A 15,739-nucleotide genomic window follows, 5' to 3' on the forward strand; every position below is an offset into this window, starting at 1 on the left:
GGGTGCCGGGCGCGAGGCGTATGGCGGGACGGGACGGCGACCACGTCCCGGCGTGCGGTCAGCGGCGGGCGCGCGAGCTGACCATGCGCCACAGCGCGATGCCGCTCGGCACGGCCACGGCCGCCGCGGTGGCGTAGTCCTTGCGGCGGAAGGCCTGCCACGCCGAGACCAGGCTCGACACCATCAGGGTGCCCGAGGCGGCGTTGTTCACGGACTGCTGGTTGATCGGCATACACCCTCCAGGACAAGAGTCACGGTCGATCACCGAGCGTATCTTCCGGTGCGTCAGGAGGGGCCCGAACGACGCACGACGGGCCGCCCCGCAAGGACGGCCCGTCGGGTCGCGGGATCAGCCGTGGCGGTGCACGCCGATGTGCTCCACCATGATCTGCCCGTCGGCGAGGTCCTCGGCGACGACCGGGCGCCAGCCGACGTGCATCAGGTGGCCGAGGGCGCGCGAGTCGGAGGCCAGCGAGACCTTGGGGTGGCGCAGCGCAAAGAGCTCGATGATCACGTCGACGAGGGTCTGGGTCAGCCCGGGCTCGGCGTGCTCGGCGGCGGGCACCGTGAGCAGGCGCTGCAGCTCGACGTGGTCGCCGCGCAGCGTGCCGGCGGCATACCCGGCCAGCCGGCCGTCCAGGCTCACCGTCACCAGCCGGAAGCTCTCGTCGCCCTCGCGCCGGGCGAGCCACGGCACGGTGGCGTCGGCCGACCGGGCGGCCTCCTCGAGGTGGGTGAGGTCGTCGCGCAGGCGCTGGGCGCCGGCGGCGTCGTAGTGGGAGACGCGCATCGACAGCATGGTGGGCATGGGTCCTCCAGACCGAGTCGGGTCCGACGACCCGGGTGGGTCGCCGCGCTGGCAGGTCTTCGGACTCGCGGGCGTCGCGCGGCAGGCTGACCTGCACGCGGGCCTAGGCGCCGCTTCCCGAGCCGACCGCTCAGTGCGTGTGGCGCGGTCGTTCCCGCTCACCGCTGCACCGCGGGCGGCTGCCCCCGGCGCAGTCCCGGACTCGCACCGGGTTCCCTCTTGCCCCGGCGCGCCCGAGGGTGTGCCGGACCAGTGCGGCCCAACCTATCCAGGCGGCGCGGAGGGGGCTCGTCGGGACGCGTTCCGCCGGTTGCGGTTCCCGCGATGACCGCCCCCGGCCCGCTCACGGCAGCAGACCTCCCTGGGTCGGTCGGATCCGCCTGCTCGACCAACCCCGGCCGGCCCGACCGCCGCCGGCAGGGACGATCCAGCGCTGCTGGTAGGGGTCGAGGGTGAGGTCCCACCAGACGTCCTCGCCGGTCAGCGCGTCCTGCAGCCCCGAGAGCGGCCCGAAGCCCGCGAACCCGTGGATCGACGCGTGCTGCGGCTCGGCGGTGAGGTTGGCGAGCACCAGGCAGTGCCCGCGCGGGCCCGTCCGCCACAGCGCGAAGACGTGGGGGTTGTCCAGCGGCACCGCGTCGATGGCCTGCTGGGCGTGCAGCTGCGGCAAGGACTTCCGCGCGGCGACGAGCGCCTGCAGCCCCTCGAAGACCCGCGCCGGCACCGTGCCCGCCTCGTGCCGCTGCTGCGCCGCCGTCCAGTCCATGCGCGGCCGGTGCAGCCAGCGGTTGTCGTCCGCGTGCGCCGGGTCCTCGACGTACGACCGGTCGTTGATCATCCCGATCTCGTCCCCCATGTAGATCAGCGGCACGCCGCCGAGCGCCAGGACGAGCCCCTGCAGCAGCAGGATCCGGCGTATGCCGAGGAGCTCCGCCCGCTCCCGCTCGGCACCCGCGAGCCGGCGAGCCTGCTCGAGACCGGCGAGGGACGCGAGGGACCCGCTGATCCGGCGGTCCCCGGTGGCGGGGTTGGCCTGGAAGACCTCGCCGACGGCCCACGACCCGGGATGCGCGCCGGAGTAGAAGTCCGACAGGAACGCGCGGTGGGCCGGCCCGGACAGGCCCACCGCGGCGGCGTGCTCGTCGCTGACCGCCCACCCGATGTCGTCGTGGAGCCGCACGTAGCCCAGCCACGCGGCGGTGGGCGGCAGCGGCGGCATCGCCCGCACGGTGTGGGTGAGCAGTCGGGCGGAGCCTTCGGCGAGCGCCGACCACAGCGCGACCATGTAGACGTTGTGGTAGGCGAGCTCGCACTCCTTGCCGGTCGCCTCCCCCTGGCCGAGGTAGGGCGCCAGGTCCTCGGGCGCGACGATGGCCTCGGCGAGCAGCAGCACGCCGGGCATCGCCAGGCGGGTGAGCGCACGGAAGGCCTGCAGCACCAGGTGTGCCTCGGGCTGGTTCTGGCAGCTGGTGCCGAGCCGCTTCCACAGGAAGGCGACGGCGTCGAGGCGGACGACCTCGACGCCGGCGTTGCCGAGGTGGCAGACGACGTCGAGCATCTCCTCGAGCACGCGGGGGTTCGCGTAGTCCAGGTCCCACTGGTAGTCGTTGAAGGTCGTCCACACCCAGGACCGCGCCTCCTCCACCCAGGTGAAGCTGCCGGGCGCGAAGTCGGGGAAGACCTCGGGCAGCGTCTGCTCCCACCGGTCGGGCATGGTCCGGTCGGGATAGAAGTGGTACATCGCGCGGGCCTCGGGGTCGCCCGTCACCGCCGCCCGCGCCCAGGGGTGCTCCCGCGCGGTGTGGTTGCAGACCAGGTCCACGACCAGCGAGATCCCCTGGGCGCGCAGCGTGCTCGCGAGGGCGGTCAGCTCGGCGAAGCTGCCGAGCCGCGGGTCGGTCCGCCGGTAGTCCGCGACCGCGTAGCCCCCGTCGTCGGCGCCCTCGCGCGGCAGCAGCACCGGCATCAGGTGCAGCATCGTCACGCCGAGCTCGGCGAGGTGGTCGAGCCGGTCGGGCAGCTGTGCGAAGGTCCCGGCAAAGCGGTCGGTGTAGCAGACGTAGCCGATCGTCTCGGGCCGCTGGAACCAGTCGGGCTGGGAGAGTCGGCGCTGGTCGAGCAGGTGCAGGTCCTGCGGTCGTCCGGCGAAGGCTCGCGCGGCGACGGTCACGAGGCGGTCGAGGACCTGGTCCAGGGCAGGGTCGGCGGCGACCTGCGCAGCGGTGTCCTCACCCACCGTTGCGCCGTACAAGCCCTGGACCGGGCGCACCACGTCGGCCCACAGGGTCGCCAGCCGGGCCTCGAAGATCGCCCGCGCGTCGTCGTCGAGGGTCGCCCACCCGGGCAGGGAGCGGTAGGACCGGGGGATCTCGGGCAGGGGCGCGGCCATGAGGCCATGCTCCCACCGACGCGGCGACGGGGCCCGCAGCCGCTGGCGGCACGGTCGGCGCCGCGCCCGCCCTTCGGGGACAATGGGACGGTGACTGCAACGGAGCATCAGGAGATCGAGCGCAAGTACGACGTGGCCGGCGGGGCCGAGCTGCCCAGCCTGGTGACGCTCCCGGGGGTGGATCACGTCGAGGTGCGTCCCGCCGAGGAGCTGGACGCGATCTACGTCGACACCGCCGACCTGGCGCTGGCCCGCGCCCGGATCACGCTGCGTCGCCGCACCGGGGGCAAGGACGCCGGCTGGCACCTCAAGCTCCCGGCCCGCAAGGACGTCCGCCGGGAGCTGCACGCCCCCCTCGGCGAGGAGCCGACCCGCGAGGACGGCTCGCTCGACCTGCAGCGGCTGCAGGTCCCGGCCGAGTTGCTCCCCCACGTGCTCGCGCACACGCGGGGCCGCGACATCACCCCGGTCGTGCGGCTCACCAACCAGCGGACCACCGCCGAGCTGTATGCCGGGGAGCAGCGCACCTTCCTCGCCGAGGTGTGCGCCGACCGGGTCACCGCGACCCCGCTGCGAGAGGGCCTGACCGCGAGCGCCTGGAGCGAGTGGGAGGTCGAGCTCGTCGACGGGCCCCTGTCGCTGCTGGACGCCGTCGAGGGGGTGCTGCTGGCCGCCGGCGCACGCCCGGCGAGCGGCCCGTCCAAGCTGGTGCGGGCCCTGGGGTCCCTCGCGCCGCGGCCGGTCGCGATCCACGCCGTCCCCGACAGGCCCACGGCCGGCCAGGTGATGATGGCGGCGCTGCAGTCCACCGTGGAGCGGCTCAAGGCCGAGGACGCGGGCGCCCGGCTGTCCGCGCCCGACGCCGTGCACCAGATGCGGGTGGCGTCGCGCCGGCTGCGGACCCTGCTGTCGACGTACGGCCCGCTGCTCGACCCGGACACCACCACCCACCTGCGCGAGGAGCTCAAGGTCCTCGCCGAGACCCTGGGCGGGGTCCGCGACAGCGAGGTGATGCGCGAGCGCCTGCTCGCCCTCGTCGAGGCCCAGCCGGCCCAGGCGGTCCTCGGCCCCGTGAGCGAGCGGATCGAGGCCGAGATGGCCAAGGACTACGCGCGGGCTCACGCTCGGCTGGTGCGCGGCCTGGAGCACGAGCGCTACTACGCGCTGCTCGACGCCCTCGACGAGCTGGTCGCCACCCCGCCCACGACTCCCCTCGCCCAGGAGAAGGCCCAGCTCGTCGTCCCCCGCCTCCTCGGCCGCGACTGGCGCCGCATGCGCCGCGCGGTGGTGCAGGCCACCCGCGAGGACGACCCGGCCCGCGCCGAGGACGCCCTCCACGAGGTGCGCAAGGGCGCCAAGCGGCTGCGGTACGCCGCGGAGTCCACCGGCGTGGTCCTCGGGCTGCGGGCCAAGCAGCTCGCCAGGTCCGCTGCTGCCCTCTCGGAGGTGCTCGGCGAGCACCAGGACTCGGTGATCACCCAGGAGGCGATCCGCGACCTCGGCATGCGTGCCCAGCGGCACGGGGAGCCCGTTCACCTACGGCCGGCTGGAGGGGATCGAGGAGGCCGGGCGCGGACGGCTCGCGTCCAAGGGCTACCGCAAGGCCCTCGCCGACGTCCGCAGGCGTCGCCTCAAGGGCTGGAAGAAGGTCTGAGCCGAGCCGGTCTCGTCGGGTGGGGCACCGACCACCTGGCGCGCCGCGGCTGATAGGACTTGAGGGCACCCACCACACGAGGAGACGCCATGTCCGAGCACACCCGCACCATCACGGTCGACGCCCCCGCGGACGTCGCCTTCGGCTACCTGAGCGATGCGCGCAACCTGCCCGACTTCATGCCTCGGATGCGGTCGGTGGAGCCGCAGGGCGACGGCATCGTCGCCGTCACCGCCGTGGTCACCCCCGACGGCAAGCAGGAGCTCGAGGTGCACGGCACCGCCCAGCTGGAGGTCGACGAGGCCGCCCGCACGATGCGCTGGAGCTCCGAGCGGCACAGCTACCACGGCTCCCTCGCCGTCACCGGCGAGCGCCCGGCCGAGCTGCAGATCACGCTGAGCACCGAGCACGGCGACCCCGCCACCATCGACATGGGCCTGGACCAGGCGCTCGAGGCGATCAAGACCCGCATCGAGGCGCGCGTCTGACCGCACGCCCCGCAGGCCGAGGGCCTCGCACCCGCTGCGGCGGGTGCGAGGCCCTCGGCGTCAGTCCACGGCGACGTCGTGCGCGGCCGCGTCGGACTCGGCAGCCGCGGCCTCCTGCGACGACAGCCGCTCGTCCTCGGGCCCGGGCGGCAGCGGCAGGTGGGAGGCCCGCAGCGTCGCGTTGGCGAAGGCCACCAGCGGCACCGCGAAGAGCGCACCCGCCACACCGGCCACCGCGGTGCCGGCCAGCACCGACAGGGCGACGCCGAGCGGGTGGACCTCGACGTTGCGGCTCATGATCAGCGGCTGCAGCAGGTGCGCCTCGAGCTGGACCAGGATCACGATGGTGATGGCCACGACGAGGGCCGCCCCCGGCCCGTGCTCGATGAGCGACACCGCGATGCAGAAGCAGCCGGTCACCGTCATGCCGATCAGCGGGATGAAGGACCCCACGAAGATCAGCACCGCCAGCGCCACCGCCATCGGCACGTGCAGCACGTAGAGCACCACCCAGATCGTCGTGGCGTGCAGGGTGGCGATGATCGTCACGCCGCGCATGTAGCCGCCGAGGGTGTGCCAGCCGACCCGCCCGACCTGGTCGAGACGGCGCCGGGAGCCGGCGGGCATCAGCCCGAGCACCCAGCGCCAGATCTCCTCGCCGTCGCGCAGCAGGAAGAAGGTGCTCAGCAGCAGCAGGAGACCGCCCGCCACGATCTCGGACAGCGTCGACATGGTGGTGATCGCGCTGGAGACGAGGGTGCCCTGGTTCTTGGAGATGGCGTCGGACGCCTCGGTGAGGTACTTGTCGAACTGCTTGTCGCTCACCTGAAGCGGGCCGTTGTGCAGCCATGAGCCCGCCTGCTTGAGGAACTCCTTGAACTGGTCCCCCATCCGTGGGGCGTTGGCGGAGATCTGCATGGCGACGAAGGTGATGATGGCGCCGATCACCGCGATGCCGAGCAGCAGCGCCAGGAAGGCCGCCAGCGAGTGCGGCACCCGAGCCCCGTCGCGCAGCCGGCGCTGCACCGGCCCGAGCACGGCCGTCAGCAGCAGCGCGACGACGAAGGGGATGGTGACGATCGGCACCGCGCCCAGGACGTGGGCCACGAGCCACACCGCGGCGGCGATGAGCATCAGCCGCCAGCTCCACGCGGCGGCGACGCGCACGGCGAAGGGGAGCGGGTCGGCGTCGTCGTGGGGGCCCGGCACGGTGACGTGCACGTGGGCGGTGGGCTGGGGCGCGTCCGCGGCGGTGGCCCACTGCGAGGGCGGCGGCGCGTCGAGCCGGGCCCGGACCGTGCGGGCCACGGTCCCGAGGGCTCCCCGCAGCCGGGGGGGCCGGGGCGCGCCGGTGCGGTCGTCGTGCGAGTCGTCGTGCAGGTCGTCCTGGTCCATCGCGGTCCTCTCGGGCGGTCGCGCACCATGATTCATGGCCCGGCTGAGGGTTCTCTGCCCCAGGACACCGTATGCCGAACGGGGGACCTGCGGGCCCCTCCGTCACCCGCCGGTGACCAGACCGCCCGCCGCGGGTCAGAACTCCCGCGCCCGCCGCAGCGGCCGGGGCCGCCCGTCGGGGTCGTGCAGCAGCTCGTAGACCACCTTGCACCAGGCCCGGGTCAGCGGGCCCTGCTCGACGGGCCGGATCCGGCGCAGGCGTCCCGGCGGCCGCTCCCCCGAGCACCCGCCCGCGTGCCAGGCATCAAGCCGGTCCGCGCACTCGGCATACGCCCGGAACATGCCCCGGTTGCCGAGGCAGTCGCCCATGATCGCGTGGAGCTGCTCGTCGGAGGGGTCGGGCGGCAGCTCGCGGCCCAGGTGCTCGGCGGCGAGGACGAGCCGCAGGCGGCGGGCATAGACGTTGTGGTCGGCGCCGGCGTCGTCGAAGACCACGGCCGACAGCTCCGAGTCGTGGGTCCACGAGCGGCGGTTGAAGTTGTCCGACCCGATCGTGGCCCACATGTCGTCCATGACGCAGACCTTGGCGTGGACGTAGACCGGGGTCCCGGCGGGGTTCTCGATGCCGTAGACCCCGACCCGGTCGGGGCCGGCCTGCTCGATGATCGACAGCGCCTCGTGCCGACCGTAGAGCTGCGGCTGCCGCGACAGCGCGCCGGACTGGTCGGGCACCTGCGGCAGCACCGCGATCACGTGCAGGTCCGGGCTGGTGGTCAGGGTGTCCTTGAACTGGTCGGCGACGTCGGAGGACCAGAGGTACTGGTCCTCGATGTAGATCAGGTGGTCGGCGCGCGCCAGCGCCTTGGAGTAGCCCCGGGCCACGGACCGCTCGCCGCCGCGGGCATAGGGATAGTCCCGGCCGTGGCGCAGGTTCGGATAGGTGCGCAGCAGCTGCACGTGGTGGGTGCCGCCGACGACGGGTGGCGGCGGCGGCATGCGCGGCGGCAGCGGGTCGGGGTCGGTGTCGTCGCCGCGCCACCGGTCGGCGGCCATCCGGATCGGGCTGCGCGACAAGGGGGTCGGGTCGTTCCACCGCTCCCGGAAGACCGTCTCCACGTCATACACCGCCGGTCCCTGCAGGCACACCTGCACGTCGTGCCAGGGCGGGGTGCCGCCGAACTCCTCGGCCATGTCCTGGGTCTGCGGGTCGCCGCCGTGGCCGCGGTCGTCCCCGCGGGAGTGGCACAGGTCGATGCCGCCGACGTAGGCGACGTCGCGGGTGGGGTCGTCGCGGTGCCGGATCACCACGAACTTCTGGTGGTGGCTGCCGCCGGTGCGCACCCGCATGTCCAGGAGGACCTCGGCGCCCTCGTGCTGCAGCTGCTCGCCGAACCGGCGGTTCTCGGTGCCGGAGAAGTTCAGCTTGTCCCAGTGCGAGCGCCACACCAGCCCGCGCACGTCGGCGCCGCGGCGCCTGGCGCGGATCAGCACCGATGCGATCTCCGAGCCGGGGTCCTCGGGCAGCAGCCGCTCGTCGGGGTCACCACGCCAGTCGGTGAACCACACCAGGTCCCCCTCGCCCACCGCCTCCAGCCGGGCGTGCAGGTGGCGGAAGTACTCCCGGCCGTGGATCAGGGGGACCGCGCGGTTGCCGTCGCTCCAGGCCTGGTCGCCCGGGTGCACGTCGTCCAGGGTGGTGCGCGGGTTGGCCCGCTCGTCCTTGGTGAGGAGCCAGTCCCGGATGGTCATGCCGCTCATTCTGCCCGTATGCCGGACCGGGCGCCCCACCTCCCCCGAAACGCTCAGCCTGCGGCGATGAGGCTCACGGCCGCGGCGCACCCGAGCAGGCCCACCACCTGGGCGCGGCTCGCCCGCTCCCCGAGCACGGCCATGGCGAGCAGCACGGTGAAGGCCGGGTAGAGCGACGCCACCACCGGGACGATCGTCAACCGCCCCCCGCCCGCCCGGCTCGCCAGGAAGTAGGTCAGCGCCCCGAAGGCGCCGGTGAGCCCCACCGACCACGCCGGCAGGGCCGCCCGCACCCCGCCGTCGGGGCGTCGGTGGGCCCGCTGCTGCAGGACGATGCCCCACATCGCGACCAGCGAGCCGAGCTGGCAGACGGCCACCGGCCAGCTCCCGGCGCCGGCGCCGGCGTGCGCCAGGGCCACGAAGTAGACCGCGAAGCCCACACCGGCGAGCAGCCCGTCCCGCACCCCGGCCCGGTCGTCGCGCGGCGCGGCGGAGGTGTCGGCGCCGCTCGTGCCGCCGCCCTCGCCCGCGGCTACCGCCCACACCGCGGGCAGGGCCAACGCGATCCCGACCAGGGCCGGCGGCGCCGGCCGCTCCCCGAGGGCCACCCCCAGCAGCACCGGCAGCCCGGCCGCGCAGACGGCGGACAGCGGGCCCGCCACGTGCATCGCCCCCGAGGCCAGGCCCCGCATGAGCATCAGCGTGCCGAAGACGTGCCCGACGGTCGCGACCAGGCCCCACAGCACGGCCTGCTGGGTCAACGGGCTGCCCTGCGCCACAGCGATCGCGGTCAGGCAGGTCGCCGAGAAGCTCTGGGCGACGGCGGCCACCACGAGGAAGTGACGTCGACGGGACTGCACGCCCGAGAGGAAGTCCGAGACGCCGTACAGCACGGCGGAGACGAGGGCAAAGGTGATGGCGACCACGCCTCCACCCTGTCAGACCGTCACTCCCTCACACCTGGAAGGGGACTCCCGTGAGCTCCTCGCACAGCTGCCACAGCTGGGCGGCCCTGCGGCGGTCGTGGGAGGCGGCGCTGGAGCCCACGGTGCGCGGGTGGCCCTGCGCCTCCAGGAAGCCGTCGGGGCCGACGTAGCTGCCGCCGGGCAGGTCGTCGACGGTGGCGGCGTACAGCTCGGGCAGCGCGCCGTCGGCGGCACTCTGGGCGATCTGGCGGACCTTGGCGGAGACCCGCACGGCGCGGTCGGCCCAGGCCTTGCCGGTGTGCCCCGGCAGGTTGGTGTCGGAGTAGCCGGGGTGCGCGGCCACCGAGCGCAGCGGCGAGCGGGCGGCGGTGAGGCGGCGCTGCAGCTCGTAGGCCAGCATCAGGTCCATCAGCTTGGACTGCCCGTAGGCCGCCCACGGCTGGTAGGGCCGCCGCTCGAAGCTCGGGTCGGCCAGGTCCAGCCGCCCCATGCGGTGCATCAGGGAGGACAGCCACACCACCCGGTCGGTCAGGCGCGGCAGGAGCTGCGCGGTGAGCGCGAAGTGGCCGAGCACGTTGGTGGCGAGCTGCATCTCGTGGCCGTCGACGCTGCGGGCGTGGGGGATGGCCATGACCCCGGCGTTGTTGACCAGCGTCTCGATGCGCCAGTCCGCCAGCTCCTGCGCGAAGCTGCGCACGGAGGACAGGGAGGCGAGGTCGAGGTGACGCACCTCGGCGTCGCCGGCGCCGCTGCGGTCGACGGTCGCGAGGGCGGCCTCGGCCTTGGCCAGGTCCCGGCAGGCCATGACCACGTAGCCGCCCTTGGCGACGAGGGCGCGGGTGGTCTCGAGCCCGAGGCCCGAGCTGGCACCGGTCACGACGAAGACGCGGCCGGTCTGGTCGGGGATGTCCTTGGCGGTCCAGGTGCTCATGGCTCCAGTCTGGCCCAGGTATGGCGGCCGGTGCCCCGCCTGCCCCGCTCGCCCGAGCACCGGCACCGGCACCGGCACCGGCACCGGCACCGGCATACGATCGCAGACGTGAGGGCGGGCCCCCGGGTCGACCGGTGGGCCCGCCCCCGCGGTGCGCGGCGCACCGTCACAGGTGCATGTGCCCGGTGGCGATCTCCTTGGCGTGACCGCCGAGGGAGACCTGGCCCTCGGCGTCGATGTTCATGAGCAGCATCGAGGGGCGCTCGATCTCGCGGCCCTGGTAGACGCGGTAGGCCTTGTCGCGCTCGCCGCGGGCGGCGAGGACCTCGCCGAGGCGGGAGGCGCCGGACGCGGTGGCCGCGACCTCGAGGACACCGCCCTGGGGGCCGTAGAACATGCGCGACTCGATCTCGCCGTCCTCGCGGAAGGCCCAGACGTAGACCTGCGGCTCGACGTGCAGGAGCATGGCGTACTGGTGCAGCAGGCGGGCGTCGATGCGCGCCTCGTGCACGTCCTGCGCCGTGGCGAGCTGCAGCACGATGGTGGAGCGGCTGAAGGTGACCTTGACCGTCGGGTCCATGATCGCGGGCATCTTGCGCCCGACGAGGCCGGCGAGGAAGCGCTTCTCGGTCCTGATCTCCTCGATCGTGGCCTTGCGGCCGATCATGGTCCAGTGGTCGCCGGAGTCGATGACCTGGATCTCGGGGTGCTTCTGCCCCACCAGCCGCATCACGCCGTCCGCGGGAACGCCGTTGAGCTCCTTGAGGACCTGGGCGGTCGCCATCGACGGACCGCCCGCGAAGCCGGACGCACCCTCGGGCTGGAAGAAGCGGACCTCGGGGTTGCCGTCGGCGTCGTAGCCGGTGATGAAGGAGCACTCGCACCCGAGCTGGCGGGCCGTCTGCTTCATGGTCTCGTCATCGAGACCGGAGGCGTCCGTGAACACCGCGACGGCGTTGCCGGAGAAGAGGTCCTCCGGCGTGGTGAACACGTTGAGGAGTCGGTAGTCGCAAGGCATGGGCCCAGGCTAGCCGTCGGGCCCCGGTCCGGCAGCGGGAGGTCGCTCCCCCACGCTGTGACCCCCGTCTCGCGACGTGCGCCGTGTCGCCGGGCCCGGGGCGCGTGCTGTCCCCTCGCAGCCGGGCCGATCGGCGGCCGCGGATGTCCACGGCCGCCGATCGGCATACGGCATCTCCCAGGTCCGAGCGCGACGTCGGCTCGAGCGAGGTCGACCCGCGCAGGGCTCACCCGAGACTGGTGAACAAGGGGTGGTCGGGCGTGCAGACGGCGTCCTTGGCGGGGGCCTTGCCGGTGAGCAGGTAGCTCGTGCGGATCTTGTCGACGCAGGAGGAGACGTCGAGGGCACCGTGGCCGAAGCCGTTCTTGAGGGTGACCAGACGCGAGGTCGGCAGGATCGAGCGGTAGGCCTTGGCGCCGGAGTAGGGGGTGGCTGGATCGTGCTGGGTGCCGATCACCATCACCGGGGTGGACGTGGGCTTGGTGAACGGTCCGCGGTAGGCCGCGGCCGACGAGCCCGGCCAGCCGGCGCAGACGCTGGAGCGCCACAGCCAGAAGGGCCCGAAGCTCCCGGCCGCCTTGCGCGCCCTCGGGTCGGCCGCGATCCAGGACTTGCCGTTCGCCGGGTTGACGCTGTCCGCGCACAGGACCCCGTGGAAGGTCGCGTCGTACGTCGGGGCTTCCGACGGCTCGGGGGCGGGGGCGGCGAGGACCTGGGCCGGGCTCGTGGACCGCCGGGCCTTCTCGGGCAGCAGGGGGCGGGTGAGCGACGACCCGGACGGGTGCTCGCGCTTGACCTTGGCGGCCAGGGCCTGCAGACGGGCCACGGCCTGCTTGGCGTCGGAGGCCGGGGTGTCGGCCCGCGCCGAGGCGCGCGGCGCCACGGCCTCGCGCAGGTCCTCCAGGGCCGGCAGCAGCACCGGGATGTCGTCGTAGGAGTAGAGCACCTGCGTGGTCAGCGCGATGACGTCGTCGACGCTCAGGGTCGTGCCGTCCTTGAGGTCGATCGGGCCCTTGGCCAGGCGATCCATGAGGACCTTCCAGTCCTCCTTGGCCGTGGCGGCCTGGGGGCACCGCTTGACGCCGCTGCGCTCGCACTCGGCGAGGACGGCGTTCAGCTCCTCGGAGGCGCCCTTGTGGGAGTTGATGCGCTCGGTGACCGGGACGGTGGTGCCCTCCTTGCCGCGGCCGGTCGCCCAGGCCACGGGGTCCAGGACGCCGTCGACGACGAGGGCGCGGACGTTCTGCGGATACATCGCGGCGTACGTCGCGCCGAGGTAGGTGCCGTAGGAGATGCCGTAGTAGGTGATCTTCTTGTCGCCCAGGGCCCGGCGTGCCAGGTCCATGTCGCGCGCGGTGTCCGCGGTCGTCATGTGGTCGAGGATCCGCGGCTTGTGCTGGCGGCAGGTGCGGCGGAAGGCCTCGTCGTAGGCCAGGTGCTGCTGCATCTCCTTGGCGTTGAGCGGGAAGGCGTGCTCGTCGGCCGTCGGCATCGACTCGCCCGGCTTGCCCGTGCAGACGGCGAGGTCGGCACCCTCGACACCGCGCGGGCCGATCCCCACCACGTCGAACCGGTGCCGGACCTCGGGACCGAGCGCCTGGGACAGCCCACGCACCGAGGTCGTGGCCTGGCCGCCGGGCCCACCCGGGTTGACGAACATCGACCCGATGCGCTTGCCCTGGTCGTCGGCGGGCCGGCGGGACAGCATGAGCGTGATCGTCCCCTTGGACAGGTCGCGGTAGTCCAGGGGGACGTCCATGGTGCCGCACTGCAGGCCCTGCCCGCAGTGACGCCAGGAGATCTGCGGGGTGGTCAGCGCCTGGGTGGCCCGCGCCGTGCGCTGGTCGCCCTCGGCGACCGCACGGGCAGCGGCGGGCGAACCGGGTGCTGCGGAGGCGGCAGGCGCCACGGCGCTGCCGGCGAGGGCGAGGGTGAGTGCCGCCAGGGTGGCGGCGCGGCTGGATGACATCGATGGTCTCCTCACGAGGACGGCTGGCCCCCCTGGGCCGTGGATGGGGAGCCCGACCGGCGATAGCCACGGTGGAGCTCCAGACCCATGGAACACCAAGGCCTTTGGCGTTTCATGAGAGAGGTCCCCCCACTCGGTCGGAGCGAACCCCCGGTGGTGCTGCCCCGCCCCCTGTCCCGGCGCAGCTCACCCAGGCTCTGCTCGGGGCCATGCCCGTCAGGGCACCTGGCGCCCATGACCTCGAGGCGTCAGGTCCTGGTGATCGCGGGGCACCGCGCTAGCCCGGAGATTTCACGGGGGTGGGTGTGCACGAACAGATAACAGTCGGGCTCTCAGCCCGCGGTAGCGGTCTGAGTGGTCATGGTGGCCTCCTAATCCATGGGGCTCAATCCCCTCGCCACTTCTTTGTGCCCTCGATGATGGGGGCGTGGGGTTGAGCCCGTTCGGCGGACATCCTGACTGGCCAGGCCATGTGCCTGGCCGGAGAGGATGCCCTCATGGGCGCGAAGAGGAAGAGCTACACCCCGCAGCATCGGGTCGACGCGGCCCGGTTGGTGATCGACTCGGGTCGTACGATCGCGCAGGTGTCTCGTGAGATCGGGGTCGGGGAACGGGCCCTACCCCCGGCTCTTGGACACGGGGTGTGATTACGCAGCCGTGGGCAACGTAGCGGTGTAGCCGGTCTCGTAGACGAGCGGTGAGGTGTAGCGGCACCAGGAGCCTTTTCCATCCTGGCCTTTGATCTGCGGAAACGCCCCTCAGGCTGGCGGCGAAAACTCGCCCCCGTGACCTGCGGGTCTGTGAGGGCCAGGTCTCTGAACTGCGCACTCGTCGCCGACCAAGATGGAAAAGGCTCCAGGAGGCGGACCGCTGCGGCGAGGCAGGATTCTGACCCGCCGCCGCGGGACATGAAGTAACCAGCGCGCATCGCTCTGATCCTTGATCACCTTCCCGAACCGGCCTGATAGCCGTCGCGCCGGGTCACAGTTCCGCCTCAGAGGCGTCTGAGGCGCCTCGCGCGAATACCTCGTTGCAGCTATTCAAATCACCAGAGCCGCTCAGTAAATTCTAAGAACAATCGGCCCGACCTCGCTTCCGCGTCTGTATAACTTCCACTCCAGAACATGCCTCCCATCACTTATATCTGCCATTAGGGGCATTGGCCCCTCGTCATCGACGATCAGTGCAAAGACGTCTTGAGCGCCCATCTCCAAGGTGATCTGACCCATGGAATGTGGCATTTCAGGAATCCCCGGGTCGCCATCTTCACACAGGGAGATATGTATCGGAACAACCTCCTGCCCCCCTTGGGAAAATCTAATGAAGAGGCCACACCCATCAACCTCAAGGACCTCACCACCTCCCTTCACCCATGACTTCAATCTCTTCAATTCAGGATCTATCGGGAAAGAGCCGATGCTCAAATAGAGCTGGGGGGTCTCTGAGTAGATCCAGAAGCCTTTAAGTGGGGACTTGCAGTTCGAGAAGGACATCTAGACTCTCTAAACCATGATTTGTGGGGGACCATACAGGTAGAGCTTGATCTACCCTGACTCGTGCCACCGGGGCGTGTTACCGGAGTGCGTCGAGGAGCGGTGTCATAGCGTCGTAGCAACGCTCCTGGTCAGTGGGGGTCGGCCGGGAGGTGCTGGTGGTGGGTGCGCGTCGGGTGTTGTCGATCGGGGACCGGGTCGAGATCGCGACGGGCTTGAAGGCGGGCTGGTCGATCCGGGCGATCGCGGCGGGGATCGGGCGGGCGCCGTCGGTGGTCTCGCGTGAGGTTCGCCGCAACCGGACGAAGACGCGTGGGTACCAGGTCGTGCACGCCGACGTGAAGGCCGAGCGGCGTCGGGCCCGCCCACAGGCGAGGAAGGTCGCCCTCGATCCGGTCCTGGCTGCTCGGGTCGACGCGGACCTGCGCCGCTCGCGGACGCCGCGTCAGATCGCGGGTCGGTTGACCCTGGAAGCCACAGACTCCACGGTGGCACCCATGAACGGTTCCCTCCCGGCCGATGGTCGTACCTGCTCGCACGAGGCGATCTACCAGTACATCTACGCCCTGCCCAAGGGCGACCTCGCCGCCAAGGGGATTCTCTTGCGCAGCAGGCGAACCCGCCGCAGGGCCCGTCCCGAGCCTGGGCAGCGCCGGCCGGTGATCGTCGGGATGGTCCCGTTGAGCGAGCGTAGCCCCGAGGCGGACGACCGGCGGGTACCCGGGCACTGGGAAGGCGACCTGATCATCGGCAAGAACGGCGCGACCGCGGCCGCGACCCTCGTCGAACGGACCACCCGGTACACGATCATCAAGGCCCTGCCCGCGGGGAAGGACTCCACCGCCCTGGCCGACATCCTCATCGACCACGTCAACGAGCTACCCGCGATGATGCGCAAGTCCCTCACCTGGAGCCTTTT

General features: G+C 72.3%; 13 protein-coding genes, 1 pseudogene and 1 riboswitch. Of the genes and pseudogenes, 4 read left to right on the forward strand and 10 right to left on the reverse strand.

The annotated features are described in order from the left end of the window. Positions 1-58: 58 nt before the first annotated feature. The 3 genes from MM438_RS14735 to MM438_RS14745 form a co-directional block, all read right to left on the reverse strand. Complete coding sequence (locus MM438_RS14735) at positions 59-232, reverse strand: hypothetical protein (RefSeq protein WP_241454080.1); 174 nt, start codon at positions 230-232, stop codon at positions 59-61. Positions 233-349: 117 nt separating this feature from the next. Further along, positions 350-808 (reverse strand): hypothetical protein, encoded by a 459-nt coding sequence (locus tag MM438_RS14740; protein WP_241454081.1) that lies wholly within the window; start codon positions 806-808, stop codon positions 350-352. Positions 809-841: 33 nt separating this feature from the next. After that, a riboswitch (cobalamin riboswitch) is annotated at positions 842-1,077 on the reverse strand. Positions 1,078-1,151: 74 nt separating this feature from the next. Next, on the reverse strand, positions 1,152-3,197 hold the full coding sequence (locus MM438_RS14745) for an amylosucrase (RefSeq protein ID WP_241454084.1): 2,046 nt from the start codon (positions 3,195-3,197) through the stop codon (positions 1,152-1,154). Between the two features lie 90 nt (positions 3,198-3,287). On the opposite strand from MM438_RS14745, the gene MM438_RS14750 reads away from it, so the two are divergent. After that, positions 3,288-4,904 carry a CYTH and CHAD domain-containing protein gene (locus tag MM438_RS14750; RefSeq protein ID WP_241454087.1) on the forward strand — a complete coding sequence of 539 codons (1,617 nt, stop codon included), beginning with the start codon at positions 3,288-3,290 and terminating at the stop codon, positions 4,902-4,904. A gap of 36 nt (positions 4,905-4,940) precedes the next feature. Continuing rightward, positions 4,941-5,339: an SRPBCC family protein gene (locus tag MM438_RS14755; protein WP_241454089.1), complete on the forward strand. Its 399-nt coding sequence runs from the start codon at positions 4,941-4,943 to the stop codon at positions 5,337-5,339. 60 nt (positions 5,340-5,399) lie between these two features. Here MM438_RS14755 and MM438_RS14760 read toward each other — a convergent pair whose 3' ends face one another. The 6 genes from MM438_RS14760 to MM438_RS14785 all read right to left on the reverse strand — a co-directional run bounded on the left by MM438_RS14760 (position 5,400) and on the right by MM438_RS14785 (position 13,327). Then, positions 5,400-6,734 (reverse strand): AI-2E family transporter, encoded by a 1,335-nt coding sequence (locus tag MM438_RS14760; protein ID WP_241454091.1) that lies wholly within the window; start codon positions 6,732-6,734, stop codon positions 5,400-5,402. Between the two features lie 135 nt (positions 6,735-6,869). Further along, positions 6,870-8,483, reverse strand: coding sequence for a phospholipase D family protein (locus MM438_RS14765; protein ID WP_241454092.1), 1,614 nt, complete (start codon positions 8,481-8,483; stop codon positions 6,870-6,872). A gap of 53 nt (positions 8,484-8,536) precedes the next feature. Continuing rightward, positions 8,537-9,409, reverse strand: a complete 873-nt coding sequence (locus MM438_RS14770) for an EamA family transporter (RefSeq protein ID WP_241454094.1) — start codon at positions 9,407-9,409, stop codon at positions 8,537-8,539. A 28-nt stretch (positions 9,410-9,437) separates the two neighbouring features. Next, on the reverse strand, positions 9,438-10,340 hold the full coding sequence (locus MM438_RS14775) for an oxidoreductase (protein WP_241454095.1): 903 nt from the start codon (positions 10,338-10,340) through the stop codon (positions 9,438-9,440). A gap of 166 nt (positions 10,341-10,506) precedes the next feature. Continuing rightward, a complete protein-coding gene (locus MM438_RS14780) occupies positions 10,507-11,358 on the reverse strand; it encodes a PhzF family phenazine biosynthesis protein (RefSeq protein ID WP_241454100.1) in 852 nt (283 codons plus the stop codon). Between the two features lie 226 nt (positions 11,359-11,584). Further along, positions 11,585-13,327: an alpha/beta hydrolase gene (locus tag MM438_RS14785; protein ID WP_241454104.1), complete on the reverse strand. Its 1,743-nt coding sequence runs from the start codon at positions 13,325-13,327 to the stop codon at positions 11,585-11,587. Positions 13,328-13,824: 497 nt separating this feature from the next. Here MM438_RS14785 and MM438_RS17025 point away from each other — a divergent pair, with 497 nt between their 5' ends. Then, positions 13,825-13,974 (forward strand): transposase, encoded by a 150-nt coding sequence (locus tag MM438_RS17025; protein ID WP_407568197.1) that lies wholly within the window; start codon positions 13,825-13,827, stop codon positions 13,972-13,974. Positions 13,975-14,385: 411 nt separating this feature from the next. Here MM438_RS17025 and MM438_RS14790 read toward each other — a convergent pair whose 3' ends face one another. Then, positions 14,386-14,820 (reverse strand): hypothetical protein, encoded by a 435-nt coding sequence (locus MM438_RS14790; RefSeq protein WP_241454106.1) that lies wholly within the window; start codon positions 14,818-14,820, stop codon positions 14,386-14,388. 161 nt (positions 14,821-14,981) lie between these two features. Here MM438_RS14790 and MM438_RS14795 point away from each other — a divergent pair. After that, positions 14,982-15,731: pseudogene (locus MM438_RS14795) on the forward strand (IS30 family transposase); the annotation flags it as partial. Between the last annotated feature and the right edge of the window lie 8 nt (positions 15,732-15,739).

It is taken from the genome of Arsenicicoccus dermatophilus, from assembly GCF_022568795.1.
Classification (GTDB): Bacteria; Actinomycetota; Actinomycetes; order Actinomycetales; family Dermatophilaceae; genus Arsenicicoccus; species Arsenicicoccus dermatophilus.

Coding starts and splice junctions, on each gene's coding strand:
- MM438_RS14735 (WP_241454080.1), bottom strand. CDS start 232: ATGCCGATCAACCAGCAGTCCGTGAACAACGCCGCCTCGGGCACCCTG.
- MM438_RS14740 (WP_241454081.1), bottom strand. CDS start 808: ATGCCCACCATGCTGTCGATGCGCGTCTCCCACTACGACGCCGCCGGC.
- MM438_RS14745 (WP_241454084.1), bottom strand. CDS start 3,197: ATGGCCGCGCCCCTGCCCGAGATCCCCCGGTCCTACCGCTCCCTGCCC.
- MM438_RS14755 (WP_241454089.1), top strand. CDS start 4,941: ATGTCCGAGCACACCCGCACCATCACGGTCGACGCCCCCGCGGACGTC.
- MM438_RS14760 (WP_241454091.1), bottom strand. CDS start 6,734: ATGGACCAGGACGACCTGCACGACGACTCGCACGACGACCGCACCGGC.
- MM438_RS14765 (WP_241454092.1), bottom strand. CDS start 8,483: ATGACCATCCGGGACTGGCTCCTCACCAAGGACGAGCGGGCCAACCCG.
- MM438_RS14775 (WP_241454095.1), bottom strand. CDS start 10,340: ATGAGCACCTGGACCGCCAAGGACATCCCCGACCAGACCGGCCGCGTC.
- MM438_RS14780 (WP_241454100.1), bottom strand. CDS start 11,358: ATGCCTTGCGACTACCGACTCCTCAACGTGTTCACCACGCCGGAGGAC.
- MM438_RS14785 (WP_241454104.1), bottom strand. CDS start 13,327: ATGTCATCCAGCCGCGCCGCCACCCTGGCGGCACTCACCCTCGCCCTC.
- MM438_RS17025 (WP_407568197.1), top strand. CDS start 13,825: ATGGGCGCGAAGAGGAAGAGCTACACCCCGCAGCATCGGGTCGACGCG.
- MM438_RS14790 (WP_241454106.1), bottom strand. CDS start 14,820: ATGTCCTTCTCGAACTGCAAGTCCCCACTTAAAGGCTTCTGGATCTAC.